General features: G+C 66.4%; 14 protein-coding genes. 10 read left to right on the top strand and 4 right to left on the bottom strand.

Translation table 11 applies throughout. From position 1 onward, the window contains the following. Positions 1–251 precede the first annotated feature (251 nt). Positions 252–1,145 (bottom strand): NgoMIV family type II restriction endonuclease, encoded by an 894-nt coding sequence (locus MJO54_RS03500; RefSeq protein WP_233428606.1) that lies wholly within the window; start codon positions 1,143–1,145, stop codon positions 252–254. Between the two features lie 272 nt (positions 1,146–1,417). Between MJO54_RS03500 and MJO54_RS03495 the strand changes: the two genes are divergently transcribed. The 9 genes from MJO54_RS03495 (at position 1,418) to MJO54_RS03455 (ending at position 10,183) form a co-directional block, all read left to right on the top strand. Beyond that, positions 1,418–2,182, top strand: a complete 765-nt coding sequence (locus MJO54_RS03495) for a S1 family peptidase (RefSeq protein ID WP_046283351.1) — start codon at positions 1,418–1,420, stop codon at positions 2,180–2,182. A gap of 188 nt (positions 2,183–2,370) precedes the next feature. Next, a complete protein-coding gene (locus MJO54_RS03490; RefSeq protein ID WP_052741128.1) occupies positions 2,371–2,643 on the top strand; it encodes a sigma factor-like helix-turn-helix DNA-binding protein in 273 nt (90 codons plus the stop codon). Further along, the gene (locus MJO54_RS03485) at positions 2,640–4,247 is read left to right on the top strand and encodes a carotenoid oxygenase family protein (protein ID WP_240175657.1); all 1,608 of its coding nucleotides are present in this window, start codon (positions 2,640–2,642) and stop codon (positions 4,245–4,247) included. The genes MJO54_RS03490 and MJO54_RS03485 overlap by 4 nt, the downstream gene beginning before the upstream one ends. Before the next feature lie 103 nt (positions 4,248–4,350). Next, a complete protein-coding gene (locus MJO54_RS03480; RefSeq protein WP_046283350.1) occupies positions 4,351–4,842 on the top strand; it encodes a sigma-70 family RNA polymerase sigma factor in 492 nt (163 codons plus the stop codon). Further along, complete coding sequence (locus tag MJO54_RS03475) at positions 4,839–5,555, top strand: anti-sigma factor family protein (RefSeq protein ID WP_046283349.1); 717 nt, start codon at positions 4,839–4,841, stop codon at positions 5,553–5,555. The genes MJO54_RS03480 and MJO54_RS03475 overlap by 4 nt, the downstream gene beginning before the upstream one ends. A 54-nt stretch (positions 5,556–5,609) precedes the next feature. Further along, positions 5,610–7,361, top strand: coding sequence for a thiamine pyrophosphate-binding protein (locus MJO54_RS03470; RefSeq protein ID WP_240175656.1), 1,752 nt, complete (start codon positions 5,610–5,612; stop codon positions 7,359–7,361). Then, positions 7,339–8,004 carry a DUF8713 domain-containing protein gene (locus tag MJO54_RS03465; protein WP_046283347.1) on the top strand — a complete coding sequence of 222 codons (666 nt, stop codon included), beginning with the start codon at positions 7,339–7,341 and terminating at the stop codon, positions 8,002–8,004. The genes MJO54_RS03470 and MJO54_RS03465 overlap by 23 nt, the downstream gene beginning before the upstream one ends. An 8-nt stretch (positions 8,005–8,012) precedes the next feature. Continuing rightward, a complete protein-coding gene (locus tag MJO54_RS03460) occupies positions 8,013–9,035 on the top strand; it encodes a 3-oxoacyl-ACP synthase III family protein (RefSeq protein WP_240175655.1) in 1,023 nt (340 codons plus the stop codon). After that, positions 9,032–10,183: a pyridoxal phosphate-dependent aminotransferase gene (locus tag MJO54_RS03455; RefSeq protein ID WP_240175654.1), complete on the top strand. Its 1,152-nt coding sequence runs from the start codon at positions 9,032–9,034 to the stop codon at positions 10,181–10,183. Before MJO54_RS03460 ends, MJO54_RS03455 begins: the two co-directional genes overlap by 4 nt. On the opposite strand, the gene MJO54_RS03450 is transcribed toward MJO54_RS03455, so the two are convergent. The 3 genes from MJO54_RS03450 to MJO54_RS03440 are packed head-to-tail and all read right to left on the bottom strand — an operon-like array spanning position 10,068 to position 12,624. Continuing rightward, complete coding sequence (locus tag MJO54_RS03450; RefSeq protein WP_240175653.1) at positions 10,068–11,084, bottom strand: NAD(P)/FAD-dependent oxidoreductase; 1,017 nt, start codon at positions 11,082–11,084, stop codon at positions 10,068–10,070. The two genes, MJO54_RS03455 and MJO54_RS03450, sit on opposite strands and share 116 nt — an antisense overlap. After that, on the bottom strand, positions 11,081–11,581 hold the full coding sequence (locus MJO54_RS03445; RefSeq protein WP_240175652.1) for an isoprenylcysteine carboxyl methyltransferase family protein: 501 nt from the start codon (positions 11,579–11,581) through the stop codon (positions 11,081–11,083). Before MJO54_RS03445 ends, MJO54_RS03450 begins: the two co-directional genes overlap by 4 nt. 2 nt (positions 11,582–11,583) lie before the next feature. Then, the gene (locus MJO54_RS03440) at positions 11,584–12,624 is read right to left on the bottom strand and encodes a type III polyketide synthase (RefSeq protein ID WP_046283344.1); all 1,041 of its coding nucleotides are present in this window, start codon (positions 12,622–12,624) and stop codon (positions 11,584–11,586) included. Between the two features lie 145 nt (positions 12,625–12,769). Here MJO54_RS03440 and MJO54_RS03435 point away from each other — a divergent pair, with 145 nt between their 5' ends. Then, positions 12,770–15,103 carry an MMPL family transporter gene (locus MJO54_RS03435; protein WP_240175651.1) on the top strand — a complete coding sequence of 778 codons (2,334 nt, stop codon included), beginning with the start codon at positions 12,770–12,772 and terminating at the stop codon, positions 15,101–15,103. Positions 15,104–15,105 lie beyond the last annotated feature (2 nt).

Raw genomic sequence — 15,105 nt, 5'->3', positions numbered from 1 at the left:
ACCAGCTCGAATGTCATGCGGCGGAACTCCTCAGGACAGCGCTTGGGCGTGAACACAGCTCCTTCGGCGGACATCGCGGCCAGAAAGTCAAGCAAACCGACTCAATGCATTCCGGGGCACATCACCTCCGAACTTGCCGGGGCGGTTCACTTCCCCCGACACATTTGTGTGGCGTGGATCAAAGATCGAGATTACGGAACAGATCGGAAATGCCGCACCAGTCCGGTTAACATCTGCAACCACGAAGGAATTCAAGAAGATGCTCGGCTAGGTGACGGTACTCGCATTACTTCACAGACAAGTTGATCGAAGTCTCGGAGTCGCCGTTGCTTCATGAGACGACGAAAGGTCTGGTGCGGCGACCACCGCCTCGGCTTGTCCTTTGCGACCGCTTCTATCGCCGCCTCCAAGGCCGGCAGATCTAGGTGATATACATAGTCGACGGCGCCCGACCCGTCGGCGAGAATCTTGAGCATCGACGGCCTGGGTTCGATCGTTAAAACACCAAAATGCGGCATCATGCCGCGCCTCTGAGAGACAAGTTTATTCCCTTGAGACACGCAGTCCTGGGCACGATCTGTCCTTAACGACCATTTAGATGAGATTGCGATCGCGAGCTCATCAAGATCATCCTGACGCGGAATCGCGATCGAAATGTCAATCTTCAACAAAGACTCTTTAGGCATTTGCTCGTCGAGGTCATCCACCAGCGCTGCCTGAGCTTCAGTGCTGTTATACAAGTTCCTCAAATCCTCCTCAATGCGGTCTCGGTGGACGCCGAGATCGAGCGCAAGCACACGCAACCGCAAATCGTCGAGTGCAGGCCCTAGATCTCCGAAATTCCTGCGGAAGTTGCGGAAGACGTCTAAATGCGCGTACTGGCTGAACTCGCGTGCCGCTCGCGATCGTCCGATGTTCAGATCAGGGCGCAGATTGCGAAGGTGGCTGACGAGCTGGATCTCCATGTCTGCGCCAGGGCCCAGCGGCGCCGGTTTGTCTGGTGCAATCCCAAGCTGCTCAAACAACGCGCCACCAAGTTCGATTGATTGGGCATCGCCCGCGTCAGATGTGTTCGGATTCGCGGTTAGGTTGCCCTCCTTGTCGACCCGGTAGCCGCAGAGGTCTGTCGTGAATGGGGCAGGCATCCCCGATACAATGCCAGTAATGCACCCGAGCATCAATTATCGACGCGTCCACCAAAATGCGCCATTGGGTAGATCAAGTCGGTGACCGGATGAATCTCATGTGCGAGCCGTTGGCCTCAGGCCGACCTTCCGCTGGGTCACAGAACCACGCCTCCTTCACTCCGCCCGACGCAACCCCCTCCGACCTCCCCTCGCTCGGCGCATCCCCCGCACCCCGGGCGCCCACCCGACATACCCTGCACACCCACCCCACCCTCGGTACCCTCGCCTAAATGGCCGCCTTCCGACGACCCCCGCCTAAAACCCTGCTCAAGCGCCTAGCCGTTGTCGCGGGCGCACTGACAGTCCTGGCGGGCATGGTCTGGGTGAGCCGCGCCCAGCCGGTGCAGCAGCTCATCCCACAGCCGCCGGCCGAGGCGATCGGACCCGGGGTCGGCATCAATGTGTCCTCTACCGGCAGCTCCGAGGCCACCAGCTGCACCGCGGGTTTCCTGGTACGCAGCAAGGACGGCCGGCCGGGACTGTTGTCGGCGGGGCATTGCAACAAGCCTGGAGGCTCCGGCACGGTGTCCATCCACAACGGTGCCCTCTACCCCACCGTCGGCGCCTTCACCGAGAGCGTCTACGACGGCAAGGATGGCAACAACATCGGCCTGATCACCCTGGACGATCCCGACAAGTTCCCGCTGACCTCCGAGATCGACGGGCATCCAGTGAGCGGCGTGGCCGAGCGGGTCAACATCGGCGACACGCTCTGTCATTTGGGCGTCCGCAGCGGTGAGCCGATGTGCGGACCGGTTTCCGCCAGCGAGAAGGGCAAGGTCAGGTTCGCCGCGGCGACCACCTGCGGCGACGCGGGCGGCCCCGCCTACCGGATGCGCCCGGACGGCACCGCCGAAGCGGTCGGCATCCTCACCGCGGAGTCCGACGGTGAGGATCCCGAGACGGCCTGCGCTGAGCCGCGCGAGTCCTCCGTCGCGCAGCTGATCAAGCCGTGGCTGCAGGCCTGGCAACTGACGCTGGTCACCAGCACGTAAACCACGACCTAAAGAGCCTCTACCGCAGCCGTCTCCCGCGCGCGACACTGAACCGGACGGGACGCTGCCCCGTGTCACTTCCGGGAGGCTGGTGCATGGGTAGAGGAAAACCAGCGACAGATCGATTCTCGACCGCGGCCACGCCGCGGCCGGCCAGTTCTGCGCGTACGGGCGGGATCTGAACCGCCATGACCACCGACGACCAGGCCCGGCCCCGCTTGAGCAGCGCTTCCAGCGCCATGCACCGCGACCTCGCGCCGAACCGGGCCATGGTCGCCAACGCGCTGGCGCAGCTCTCTGCCGAACACCGGGCCCTGCTACGTCGTGCCTATTACTACGGATGGAGCACCGAGCAGATCGCGGTCGATCTGGACATCGCGGAACGCAGTGTGAAGACCCAGCTGCACTACGCGCTACGGACACTGCAACAGACACTGCGAGATATGGGAACGGTGCAATGACGTTTGACCACGAGTACGGCATGTGGGATGCCGCCTACGTGCTGGGGTCACTCTCGGATTCCGACTATCGCGAATTCGAGACGCACCTCGACGACTGCTTGTTGTGCCAGGACGCCGTCACGGAGCTGTCCGAAATGCCGGCGGTGTTGTCGCTGCTGGATCAAGAGGACTTCGGAGAATCTGATCTGCAATCCAACGGCGCGACGGCCGTCGCCACCGGTGTCACCCGCCAGGTCAACGGCCACGACTCCGGTGCTGCGGTGGCGGTTCTTCAGCCGCCGGAGACGGTCTTCCCGGTCTTTCGCCCCGGCAACTACGCTCCGGTCCCCGACGAGCTCACCGAGTTCGATCTGTCCGTCGACGGCAGCATTCCTGCAGAGCTGAACGGCTGGTATCTGCGCAACGGCCCCAATCCCCGCGAGGCGGGCGGGCACTGGTGCACCGGCGACGGCATGGTGCACGGGGTTCGGCTGGAGAACGGCCGGGCCGCCTGGTACCGCAACCGCTGGGTGCGCACCGAAAGCTTCGAACGCCCCCTGCCGCTGTTCAACGCCGACGGCAGCCGCAATCTGCACTCCAGCGCGGCCAACACCCACGTGATCCGGCACGCCGGTAAGACCCTGGCGCTGATGGACACCGCTTTGCCGTACGAGATCTCCACCGAGCTGGACACGCTCGGCGCCTACGACTTCGCCGGCCAGCTGACCGATTCCATGGCGCCGCATCCCAAGGTCTGTCCGATCACCGGCGAGTTGCACTTCTTCGGATACGGCGACCTCACCCACCCGCACATCAACTACTACCGCGCCAGTGCCGACGGGGCGGTCCAGGTCCGCCGTCCAATCAATGTTCCCGGGCTGACGCTGATGCACGACTTCGCGCTGACCGCGCAGCATGTGGTGTTCCTGGACCTGCCGTTGGTGTTCAATCCGCAGGTTGCGCTCACCCGACGAATCGAACGCGATCCGCCCTACCGGTGGGACGACGACTACGGCGCCCGCCTGGGAGTGCTGCGCCGCGACGACCCCTATGGCCCGGTTCGCTGGTTCGACATCAACCCGTGTTACGTCTTCCACATCGCCAACGCGTTCGACGTGTCATCGGCCCAGGGCGACGCGATCGTGCTCCAGGTGGTCCGCTACCCGGAGATCTGGCGCGACAACAGCGATTTCGAGACCGACGCCTCACTATGGCGCTGGACGATCGACTTGGACGCGGGCGTCGTGGCCGAGGTTCAGCTCGACGACCGTGACATCGAGTTTCCCCGCGTCGACGACCGGCGGGTGGGCGCGCAGGCCCGCTACGCGGTCACCGTCGGCACCGACGGCCTGGTCCGCTACGACCTGGCGCGCGACAGCGCCGAGGTCCACCGGTTCGGCGTCAACGGCATGGCCGGCGCCCCCGATGAGGCGGTGTTCGCTCCCACGCCGGGGCAGACCGACGAATCGGCCGGCTGGTATCTGAGCTACGTCTACAGCCCGGTCCGCGGGTGCAGCGAACTGGTGATCCTCAACGCGTCGGAGTTCGACGCCGAACCCGTCGCCCGGGTGCGGCTGCCGCGGCGCGTTCCGCACGGTTTTCACGGGAGCTGGATCCCTGACTGAAGGGCCAAAACATGAACCCGACGGGCCCCCACGTCGTGTCATTAGGCAGGAGGTGATCAGCTTGCCTCGCATCGGCATACCGCCAGACCACGAAGCCGCGCTGATGAAAGCGCTCTATGACGAGCACGCCGCGGTGCTATGGCGCTACGCCCTGCGCCTGACCGGCGACGCCAGCCGTGCCGAAGACGTGGTGCAGGAGACGCTGCTGCGCGCCTGGCAGCATCCGGAGGTCATCGGCGATACCGAGCGCTCCCCTCGGGCCTGGATGTGCACCGTGGCGCGCAACATGATCATCGACGAACGGCGCAGCGCCCAGTACCGCCACGTGGTCGCCACGCTCGATGAGACGACCACGCCTGAGCAACCCACCCGCGACGAGGTGGACACCGCCCTGGACCGGATGTTGATCGCCGACGCCATGACCCACCTGTCGGCGGAGCACCGGGCGGTGATCGAACGGTCCTACTACCGTGGTTGGAGTACCGGACAGACCGCCGAAGACCTGGGGATCGCCGAGGGAACGGTGAAATCACGCCTGCACTACGCGGTGCGGGCTCTGCGACTCGCCCTGCAGGAGATGGGGGTGACACGATGACGTCGCCGCGAGAATTCGGCTCGGCCTGCGGGCCGGTCGAGAGTGAGCACCCATACGCCATGTGGGATGCCGCCTATGTGCTCGGTTCGCTGTCTGCGGCCGACCGCCGAGAATTCGAGGGGCACCTGGCCGGCTGCCGGCAGTGCCGGGAGGCAGTCACCGAGATCAGCGGCGTGCCCGCCCTGCTGTCGCAGCTCGACGGCAACTGCGTGGCGGCGATCAACGAGTCCGACACGGAGCCGCCCCCACCGGCCTACCTGCTGCCGGCCCTTTTGACCGAGGTGCACCGGCGGCGCCGACGCACCCGGCTGATGACGTGGACGGCGTCGGCTGCGGCAGCAGCCGTACTCGGGATCGGTGTCCTGCTCGGTATCACCTCATCGACCACGCCGTCCCCGCAGCACGATGCGGTGCCGATGGCGCAGGTGGGCACGACGGCGCTAGCCTCGACGGTCGCGGTCAGGGACGAATCCTGGGGCAGCTACATCGATTTGAGCTGCGTCTGCCTGGCACCGGTGAACGCTCACCACGACACCCTGGCGTTGGTGGTGGTCGGCCGCGACGGCAGCCAGACCCGACTGGCGACCTGGGTCGCCGAGCCTGGGCACACCGCGACGCCGGCCGGCAGCATCTCGACACCGTCGGATCAGATCGCCTCGGTCCAAGTGGTGTCAGCCGACAACGGCCAGGTCCTGCTGGAGCGCACGCTGTGAACTAATGCCCGCCGCAAACCGTGTCAATGACATCGTCACGAGTTAGGCGGGCAGATGTCCAGGATCGCTTCCGTGGTCGATTTCATCGTCGCCCAGCTGGCGGCGACGGGAGTCGGTCACATCTTCGGCGTCGACGGCGCGAACATCGAAGACCTATACGACGCAGCGTATTTTCGTCCCGACATCACCGCGGTGCTCGCCAAGCATGAGTTCTCGGCCGCCACCATGGCCGACGGCTACAGCCGCAGTGGCGCCGGGTTGGGTGTGGTCGCCGCGACATCGGGCGGGGGCGCCCTGAACTTGGTTGCCGGACTGGGCGAATCATTGGCCAGTCGCGTTCCGGTGCTGGCGCTGGTGGGCCAGGCCCCGACCACCTTGGACGGTCGAGGAAGTTTTCAAGACACCAGTGGACGCAACGGTGCACTCGACGCGCACGCGCTGTTCTCGGCGGTATCGATCTTCTGCGAGCGGGTGATGAACCCCGAAGACATCGTGGCCACACTGCCCCGGGCGATCGCCGCGGCACGCAGCGGCGGACCCGCGGTGCTGTTGCTGCCCAAGAATGTTCAGCAGGGGTTCGTCACCGCCAGCCCGTACCGCAACGGCGACGACACCGGCGGCGATCCCGTCGTCATCAGTGACCCGCATCCGATCATTCACGCGCTGCGCAACGCCCACGGACCGGTCACGATCATCGCCGGCGAACAGGTGGCCCGCGACGACGCACGCACCGACCTCGAGAACCTGCGGGCGCTGCTGCGCGCCCGGGTGGTGTGCGTCCCCGACGCCAAAGATGTCTCGGGCACCTCGGGACTGGGCGCATCGTCGGCGCTGGGCGTGGCCGGCATCATGGGCCACCCGTCGGTCGCCGACGCACTGACCGACAGCGCGGTGTGCCTGGTGGTGGGCACCCGGCTGACGCTGACCGCTCGCGCCGGCCTGGACGCGGCGCTGGGCACTGTGCGCACCGTGTCGCTCGGCTCGGCACCCCCGTACGTTCCGTGTACGCACGTGCAGACCGCTGACCTGCGGACGTCCCTGCGGTCGATCTACCGCGAGCTCTCAGGTGCCGGACGCCCCAGGTGGCTGCGGGTGCCCGAGACGGTGCCGCACACCGAGTTGAATCCCCCGCCTTACGCCGGCCCGGGAGTGCGCTATCGCGACGCGATGGCCGTGCTGGACCGCGCGTTGCCCGCCGGGACCGACATCGTCGTCGATGCGGGCAACACCGGCGCTGCGGCCATCCACTACCTGCCGCCGCGGCGCGACGGCCGTTTCCTGGTCGCACTGGGGATGGGCGGGATGGGCTACAGCTTCGGGGCCGGGATCGGGACGGCCTTCGGTCGCGGCCGGCGCACCGTGGTGATCGCCGGGGACGGCGCGTTCTTCATGCACGGCATGGAAATCCACACCGCCGTGCAGTACCACCTCCCGGTGCTGTTCGTACTGCTGAACAACAACGCGCACGCCATGTGCGTCACCCGCGAGCAGTTGTTCTACGACGGCTTCTACAGCTACAACCGCTTCACTCCCAGTCAGCTCGGTGACGGCCTGGCGTCGATGTTCCCCGGGCTCAGCGCGATCGACGTCGACGACCCGGGAACATTCGAGGCGGTCGTGGAATCGGCGTTGGACCGGGAGGGGCCCTCGGTGATCAGCGTTGAGTGCGCCGCCGACGAGATACCGCCTTTCGCACCGTTCCTCGCTGCCGTCGAGTCGCCGAAAGCCACTGCGCCAGTAGCTCGTAACGGCAATATTCCAACCCACGAGGAGGATCAATTCGATGTCGCTACCAGCCCTCGCTGATATCAGCGTTCACGCCGGTACGCCCGAGCCCATCGACGGCTTGGTGCGGGTCGAGACCAGTCCCCGGGAGGTCGCCACCCCGATCATCATGGAGATGATGCACTCGGTCTACCCCCACGACGTGGTGTTCGGCGACTACTGCACCGTCAACGACTACATCGACTGTCCGCCCGACGAACTGTTCGACTACCTCTCCGATACGCGCTGCCTGGAGGAGTGGACCTACAGCCTGCGTGGCTTCACCCCCATCGAAGAATCAGACCTCTGGCTCGCCTACGACCGACTGGGGTCGGAGACCAAGATCTACACCCGCACCGTGTCCAACCGGCAGGCCCTCACGGTGGACTACCACTGCGCCTGGGATCAGCCCGACCACCTGTGGATGATCTACCTGATCCGGATCGTGGACGCCCAGGTCGTGCTGAACAAGCCCGGATCGGTTGTGCTGTGGACCAATTGCCACCACCCGTTCTACGACCACAACCCCTATCCGGACACCGCGCCACCCCAGCGCCCGGTCTGGGTGGGCGACTTCTGGGACATGTTCAGTGCCGGTCATCTGCTGGAACTGAAGAATCTGAAGGCCATTGCCGAATACCGGCACCACAACGGCCTGCCGGTCACCCCGTTCTGGATGCGATGAGGCGAATCATGGACCAATCTGCCGTCAGCCTGATCGATGTCTCCAGCTATCTTCCCGGTGAACCCATCGGCGCCGACTACTACACGCAGTACGCCGAGTCGGATGCGTTGCGCGACAACCTGATGTTCCGCGCGCCCCGATTCCGCCATCACGTCGGCGAGGACGAGACGGCGGCCGACATGATCGAGCAGGCAGCGCAGGGCATCATCGAGCGCCACCGCCGCGAGGTCATCGAGAACGTCGATATCTTGATCACCCACACTCAGTTGCCGGACATCCCGTTCTGCGGCGCCGGCGGCGGCATCGCCCACCGGTTGGGGATGCGTCCGTCTACCGTGCTGGATCTGCACAACGGCGGTTGCGCGGCTTTCGTGCTGGGGCTGGGGGTGGCCCGGCAGTTGTTGGCGGCCGGCGCGGGGCAATCCGCGTTGATCGCGATCGCGCAGAACGCGGCCGGCCAGGTCTTCGATCAGCCCGCCGTGCGGCCCAAGTCGCAGGCGTCGGTTCCCGGTGACGGCGCCGCGGTCGGGCTGCTGACCCGATCAGATCAGTCGCCGATCCTCGATGCCGAGTGCCGGACCTACGGCCAGTACGCCGGCGACATGACCTACAACACCGACCCGCCCCGTAAGTGGTGGCAGCCCGGGCCCGGTGCCGCCTACATCGGTTTCACCGAAGACAAGATCACCAAGGTGCTCGCGCGCGGTAACCGGCAGGTTCCCGAAGTCGCCCTCGCGGTCTGTCATCGCAACGGCCTGTCTCCCGCGGATATTGGGCTGCTGGTCACCAATCAGCCCAACCGGGTATTTCTGCGCAATTGGCGCGAAGCGCTCGAAGTACCCGAATCACGACATGTCGACACCTTCGATGAGTGCGGCAACCTGTTCGGCGCCGGCATCCCGATCAACCTGGATCGCGCGATCACCACTAACCGGGTGCAGCCGGGCGAGGTGGTGGTGATGGCCGGCTTCGCACACGCCGGCGACTTCGCCGGCGCGGCGGCCATCCGTTGGGGCGGACGACCACAATGACCTCTGCGGCGCAAGCGGATTCGGGTACTACGCAGCTTTGTAGCGCACTACCGCCGGCAGTCGACCCGTATGCGTTGTCGCTCAACGAGAACCCGCTACCGCCGCTGCCCGCGGTGCGCGCGGCGCTGGTCGACTTCATCGGTGCGGCCAACCGGTATCCGGAATTCCTGCCCACCCGGCTACGCCGACTGGTGGCCGAGCATGCCGGGGTGAGCGAGGAGAATGTTGCGCTCGGACCGGGAGCGTCCGGGCTGGCCATGCGGGTGCTGCAGACGGCGGCGGCTCCTGGCGAGCGGATCGTACTGAGCAAGCCCACCTTTGAGGGCTACCCCGCTTTCGCCCAGATGGCCGGCCTGACCGCGGTGGACGTCCCCCTCGATGGCTACGGCCATCTCGATCTGACCGCGATGGCCCGGGCCGCCAGGGATGCCCGGGTAGTGGTGTTATGCCGCCCGCACAATCCGACCGGGACCCTGGAGACCGTCGCCGACGTCGAACGGCTGGTCGCCGACGTTCCTGCCGACACCATCGTGCTGCTCGACGAGGCCTACATCGAATTCGTTGCCCCACACCAGCGCATCGACGTCCCGAGGCTCATTGCGCGCTTCCCGAATGTGATTGTGCTGCGCACCTTCTCCAAGGCCTACGGTTTGGCCGGGCTCCGGATCGGCTACGCCTTGGCGGCACCTAAGCTGGCCGGCCTGCTGTGGTCGATGCAGCTGCCGTTCGGTATCAGCGCCGGTTGCACGGTGGCGGTGGCGGCCTCCTATCAGGCAGGGGCACAACTGGAGCAGCGCATCGCCCATATCGTCGCCGAACGCGGCTATCTGCGTGCCCGGCTGCGGGCATCCGGGGTGTACACCACCGATTCCCACGCGAACTTTGTGTACCTGCCGGCGATGGGCCGGCCGTGGAGCGAAGTCTTCGCCGACAGCGGACTGCGGGTGCGCAACTATCCCGACGGCGCCGTGCGCATCACCATCGGTTCCCGCGGCTCCACTCAGATGGTGCTGTCCGCCATCGAGCGGACACTCAATGCGCCAGCAGATGCACCGCGCGGTCAAATACCGCCGGCAGTGCACAACAGGCGGGGACCACAGCCCGTCGGGCCGGCTGCCACGCGCTGGCCAGCACCAGACCCCGGGTGAGCAGTCGATAGCGGCGGGTGATCGAGTGCCAGGCGCGCTCGTAGGACGTGGGGTTGTCATCGACGATCGCCGCCACCGCGGCTGCGGCCTGTTTGACGGCCAGGCTCACGCCCTCACCGGTCAGCGCGTCCTCGTAGCCGGCGGCGTCACCGACCAGCAGCACCCGTCCGGTGACGCGGCGCGAAACCAGTTGCCGCATCGGTCCGCAGCCGCGGGCAGGGCCGCGTTGCGCGTCGCCGAGGTGGGCGGCCAGCGACGGAAACCAGTCAAGCTGCGGGCGGTGCGGCGACAAGATGGCCACCCCCACCAGGCCCGGCTCCACCGGCGTCACGTAGGCCTCGCCCCACCGTGACCAGTGCACCTCCACGAACTCGGACCACGCCGGAACCTGGTAGTGCCAGCGCAGCCCGTAGCGCCGCGGAGAGCCCGCGGCGCAGGAGATCCCGACGGCGCGGCGAACGACCGAGTGCAGCCCGTCGGCGGCGATCAGCCACCTGGCCCGAAGGCCGCCCGCCGTGACCCCCTCGGCATCTTGGACTACGCCGTCGACCTTGGTCGCGATCCAGTCGACGTCGTTCTGTTTGGCCTGATCTGTCATGGCGGCATGCAACGTCGTACGTCGCACGCCGCGCCCCGGGCCGTTGCGAAACCGCGCCTCGGCCCGGCGCTGCTCGTCGAGATAGTTGATGCCGCGCAGCGGCATACCGACCGGGTCCACCCCGAGTGATTTCAACACGGCCAGCCCGCCCGGCATCAGGCCCTCGCCGCAGGCCTTGTCGATCGGGCTGGCCCGGGGATCGGCAACGACTACCGAAAGTCCCTGCTGTCGCGCACATAACGCCGCGGCGAGTCCCCCCGGCCCGCCACCCACGATCAGCAGGTCGGTGTCGAAGCCGATCACCGGTACCCCAGCGCGACGTTCTCCACCCGAATCCGTTCCCGCAACACCGCCGCGTTGGCCAGGCCGAACCAGAGTGCGGTCAGCCAGGCGGTGTGGATCAACGGCAGCGCCAACCCCTCGAGTACCACTGCCACATAGTTGGGATGACGGATCCAGCGATACGGCCCGCCTTGCACCAGCGGGCTTTCCGGCAGAACGATCACCTGAGTATTCCAACGCTGGCCGAGCGTACGCACGCACCACCAGCGCAGCACCTGACTCAAAACCGCCACCGCAAACATGGGCCAGCCCAGCCAGGGGATGAATGGTCGGTGCAACACCCACACCTCGGCAACGCAGCTGACCAGCAGCGCCGAATGGATGCTGACCATCACCGGATAGTGACTGTGCCCGAATTCGACGCCGCCGTTGGCGAACGCCCACCGCGCGTTGTTTTTGGCCACCACCAACTCGATGAGCCGTTCAACGCCCACCGCCAGGACCAGCAAGTAGTACATGCCTACCACTCCAACAGGACGAGTTCGGCGGAGAAACCCGGCCCCATCGCGATCATCAGCCCCAGTGATCCAGGCGGCGGCGGATCGGATTCGATGCCGTCGAGGATATCCAGGACCGATACCGAGGACAGGTTCCCGTGGTCACGCAACGACTTTCGGGTCGGCGTCAGCGCCTCCGACCGCAGGTGCAGCAGGTTCTCGATCGCATCGATGATCTTCGGGCCGGCGGCGTGCACGATCCAGGTCGAGATGTCATCGCTGACCAGGCCGTGATCGGCCAGGAATTCACGAACATTGTCGCCGAGGTATTTCTCAACGATCGTGGCGATCTCCACCGACAAGACGATGCTGAACCCCTCGCTGCCGATCTTCCACCCCAGCACGTCATCGGTGTCGGGGTAGGTCTGACTTCGCGTCGCCAACAGCCTCGGCCCGCGCGCCGAGCGTCGGGCACCGGTCGCGATGACCGCCGCGGCGCCGTCACCGAACAGGCTGGCGGCAACCAGGTTTGCCACCGAAAGGTCTTCGCGCTGAACCGTCAAGGAGCACAGTTCGACGGCGACCAGGGCCGCCACATGGTCGGGAAAGGCACGCAGGTAGTCGTGGACCCGTGCCAGGCCCGCCGCGCCGGCGACGCAGCCCAAGCCGAACAGCGGGATGCGTTTGACGTCGGAACGAAGGCCCATCCGCGTCACCAGCCGCCCCTCCAGCGAGGGAACGGCCAAACCGGTGACCGTCGTGGAGAACACGACATCGACCTCCGACGGCGCGATCCCGGCGCGATCCAGCGCAGCCTGCAGTGCTCGTTCGCTCAGATCCAGAGCGATGTCAAGGTATTCGTCGTTCGCCTCGCTGAAGCCGCTGAGCTTCGGGTAGCGCGCCAACGGCAGCGCCAGCTGGCGGGTGGCGACACCACTGTGGGCGGCGAAGCGCTGAAAGTCTGGACCGGCGAAGTCCGACAGGGCGGCCATCACCTCGCCCTGACGGTGCTGGTGAGAAGGGAATTCCACGGCTACGGCGGCCACGGTCGGAGTGTTGTTCATGTCGAGGTCACGGTGCCGCCGCGGCCGTGGTTCAACGCCACGGCATAGCCGGCGAATATTGAACGCCCGCGCCATCCACTACGTATCTTGTCGTTAGGGGTGCCGTCGGCACCTCCGGTGGACCATTTCGGCGGAAGGTCACTACGTGCTGCACCGGATCGCCCTGCTGGCCCTCGCCGCTCCACGCCGCGTCCTAGTCCTGGCCGGGCTGGTGATGGTCGCCGCCGCGGTGTTCGGGATTCCCGTGGCCGACAGCCTGTCCGCGGGGGGCTTTCAGGATCCTGGTTCGGAATCCGCGCAGGCCACCCAGTTGCTGACCGACAAGTTCGGCCAAAGCGACCAGCAGTTGCTGATTCTGGTGAGTTCGCCCGACGGAGCCGACAGCGAGCGGGCCCGCACGGTAGGCACCGAGATCGCCGGCGTCCTACAGCACTCGCCGCACGTCTTCAACGTCGCCTCGCCATGGACGGACCCGCCATCGGCGGCAGCCCGACTGACCAGCACCGACGGCTCCGCCGGTCTGATCGTGGCCAACCTGCGCGGCGGCGAGAACGACGCACAGAAGTACGCCCGCACCCTGGCTGACCAGGTGGCCCACGATCGAGACGGGGTCAGCGTTCGCGCCGGGGGCGGCGCGATGGTCTATGCCCAGATCAATCACCAGAATCAACATGACCTGCTGCTGATGGAGTCGATCGCCATCCCGCTGAGCTTCGCGGTGCTGGTGTGGGTTTTCGGCGGTCTGTTGGCGGCGGCATTGCCGGTCGCGCTCGGTGGACTCGCGATCGTCGGCTCGATGGCGGTGCTGCGACTGATCACCCTGGGCACGGATGTGTCGATCTTCGCGATGAACCTCACCACCGCCATGGGTTTGGCGCTGGCGATCGACTACACCTTGTTGATCATCAACCGCTACCGCGACGAACTGGCCGAGGGTGTTGCCCCCGATCGAGCGCTGATCCGGACGATGACCACCGCTGGTCGCACCGTGTTGTTCTCGGCGATCACCGTCGCGCTGTCGATGGCGGCCATGGTGTTGTTCCCGATGTATTTCCTCAAGTCGTTCGCCTACGCCGGGGTGGCGACGGTGACGTTCGTGGCGATCGCGGCGATCGTGGTGACGCCGGCGGCGATCGCCCTGCTGGGACCCCGGCTCGACGCGCTGAACCTGCGTCGCCCGATTCGGCGGCTGCTGCGGCGGCCCGAGCCCGTCGCCAAACCGATCGAAGAAGGATTCTGGTACCGGTCAACGAGATTCGTTTCCCGCCACGCGGTTCCGATCGGCCTGGCGGTGGTCACCCTGCTGGTGGCGGTCGGAGTGCCGTTCCTCGGGGTGAAGTGGGGCTACCCCGACGACCGGGTGCTGCCGCGCAGCGCGTCGGCGCACCAGGTCGGCGACGCGCTTCGCCAGGATTTCGCCGACGACTCCGACCGCGCGGTACCGATCGTGGTTCGCGACGCGAACGGCATCGCGCCCGGGGAGCTGGACCGCTATGCCGCGGAGCTGTCCCGGGTTCCGGAGGTGTCCTCGGTGTCGGCACCGACCGGCACTTTCGTCGCCGGCAGCCGGGTGGGCGATCCCTCGGCAGCCACCGGCGTCAAGGACGACACCGTGCTGCTGACCGTGTCCAGCACCGCCCCGCTGTTTTCGCAGCGCTCCGAAACCCAGCTCGATCTGTTGCATCAGGTGCCGGGCCCGGACCAGCGGCCGGTGCAGATGGGTGGGCTGGCACAGATCAACCGGGACAGTGTCAATGCGATCACCGACCGGCTGCCGCAGGTGCTGGGGCTGATCGCCGTCATCACCTTCGGGCTGCTGTTCCTGCTGACCGGCAGCCTGGTATTGCCGATCAAGGCCCTGATCCTCAATGTGTTGTCGCTGTGCGCCGCATTCGGGGCGCTGGTCTGGATATTCCAGGACGGGCACCTGGGTGCGCTGGGCACGACCCCCACCGGGATGCTGGTCGCCAACGTGCCGGTGTTGCTGTTCTGCATCTCATTCGGGCTGTCGATGGACTACGAGGTGTTCCTGGTGTCCCGGATCCGGGAGTACTGGCTGGCCTCGGGTCGCACCCGCGCCGACAACGACGAGAGCGTGTCGCAGGGCTTGGCGCATACCGCCCGGGTGATCACCGCCGCGGCGCTGATCATGTCGATCTCGTTCGCCGCGTTGATCGCCGCGCAGGTGTCGTTCATGCGGATGCTCGGCCTCGGGCTGACGCTGGCGGTGCTGGTGGACGCCACGCTGATCCGCATGGTGTTGGTGCCGGCGTTCATGCATCTGATGGGCAGTTGGAACTGGTGGGCACCTCGTCCGCTGGCCCGGCTGGCGCGGCGCTTCGAGATAAGTGAGAACGGCGGTGGGGCGGGCCGCCATGCCGCGCCGCCGGGACTGCGGACCCCGCACGTGCCGGCCCATCATGGCGCGCATCGGGCCCACGGAAGTACGCACGAGGCCGCGCTGTCCACCCCGGATTGATG

The sequence above is a fragment of the Mycolicibacter virginiensis genome (assembly GCF_022374935.2).
Lineage (GTDB): Bacteria > Actinomycetota > Actinomycetes > Mycobacteriales > Mycobacteriaceae > Mycobacterium > Mycobacterium virginiense.
Note: the sequence above shows the minus strand (reverse complement) of the source record. Positions and strands in the feature narration are given on the sequence as shown.

Coding starts and splice junctions, on each gene's coding strand:
- MJO54_RS03465 (WP_046283347.1), top strand. CDS start 7,339: ATGTCGCTACCAGCCCTCGCTGATATCAGCGTTCACGCCGGTACGCCC.
- MJO54_RS03480 (WP_046283350.1), top strand. CDS start 4,351: ATGAAAGCGCTCTATGACGAGCACGCCGCGGTGCTATGGCGCTACGCC.
- MJO54_RS03455 (WP_240175654.1), top strand. CDS start 9,032: ATGACCTCTGCGGCGCAAGCGGATTCGGGTACTACGCAGCTTTGTAGC.
- MJO54_RS03470 (WP_240175656.1), top strand. CDS start 5,610: ATGTCCAGGATCGCTTCCGTGGTCGATTTCATCGTCGCCCAGCTGGCG.
- MJO54_RS03495 (WP_046283351.1), top strand. CDS start 1,418: ATGGCCGCCTTCCGACGACCCCCGCCTAAAACCCTGCTCAAGCGCCTA.
- MJO54_RS03475 (WP_046283349.1), top strand. CDS start 4,839: ATGACGTCGCCGCGAGAATTCGGCTCGGCCTGCGGGCCGGTCGAGAGT.
- MJO54_RS03485 (WP_240175657.1), top strand. CDS start 2,640: ATGACGTTTGACCACGAGTACGGCATGTGGGATGCCGCCTACGTGCTG.
- MJO54_RS03445 (WP_240175652.1), bottom strand. CDS start 11,581: ATGTACTACTTGCTGGTCCTGGCGGTGGGCGTTGAACGGCTCATCGAG.
- MJO54_RS03500 (WP_233428606.1), bottom strand. CDS start 1,145: ATGCCTGCCCCATTCACGACAGACCTCTGCGGCTACCGGGTCGACAAG.
- MJO54_RS03440 (WP_046283344.1), bottom strand. CDS start 12,624: ATGAACAACACTCCGACCGTGGCCGCCGTAGCCGTGGAATTCCCTTCT.
- MJO54_RS03460 (WP_240175655.1), top strand. CDS start 8,013: ATGGACCAATCTGCCGTCAGCCTGATCGATGTCTCCAGCTATCTTCCC.
- MJO54_RS03490 (WP_052741128.1), top strand. CDS start 2,371: ATGACCACCGACGACCAGGCCCGGCCCCGCTTGAGCAGCGCTTCCAGC.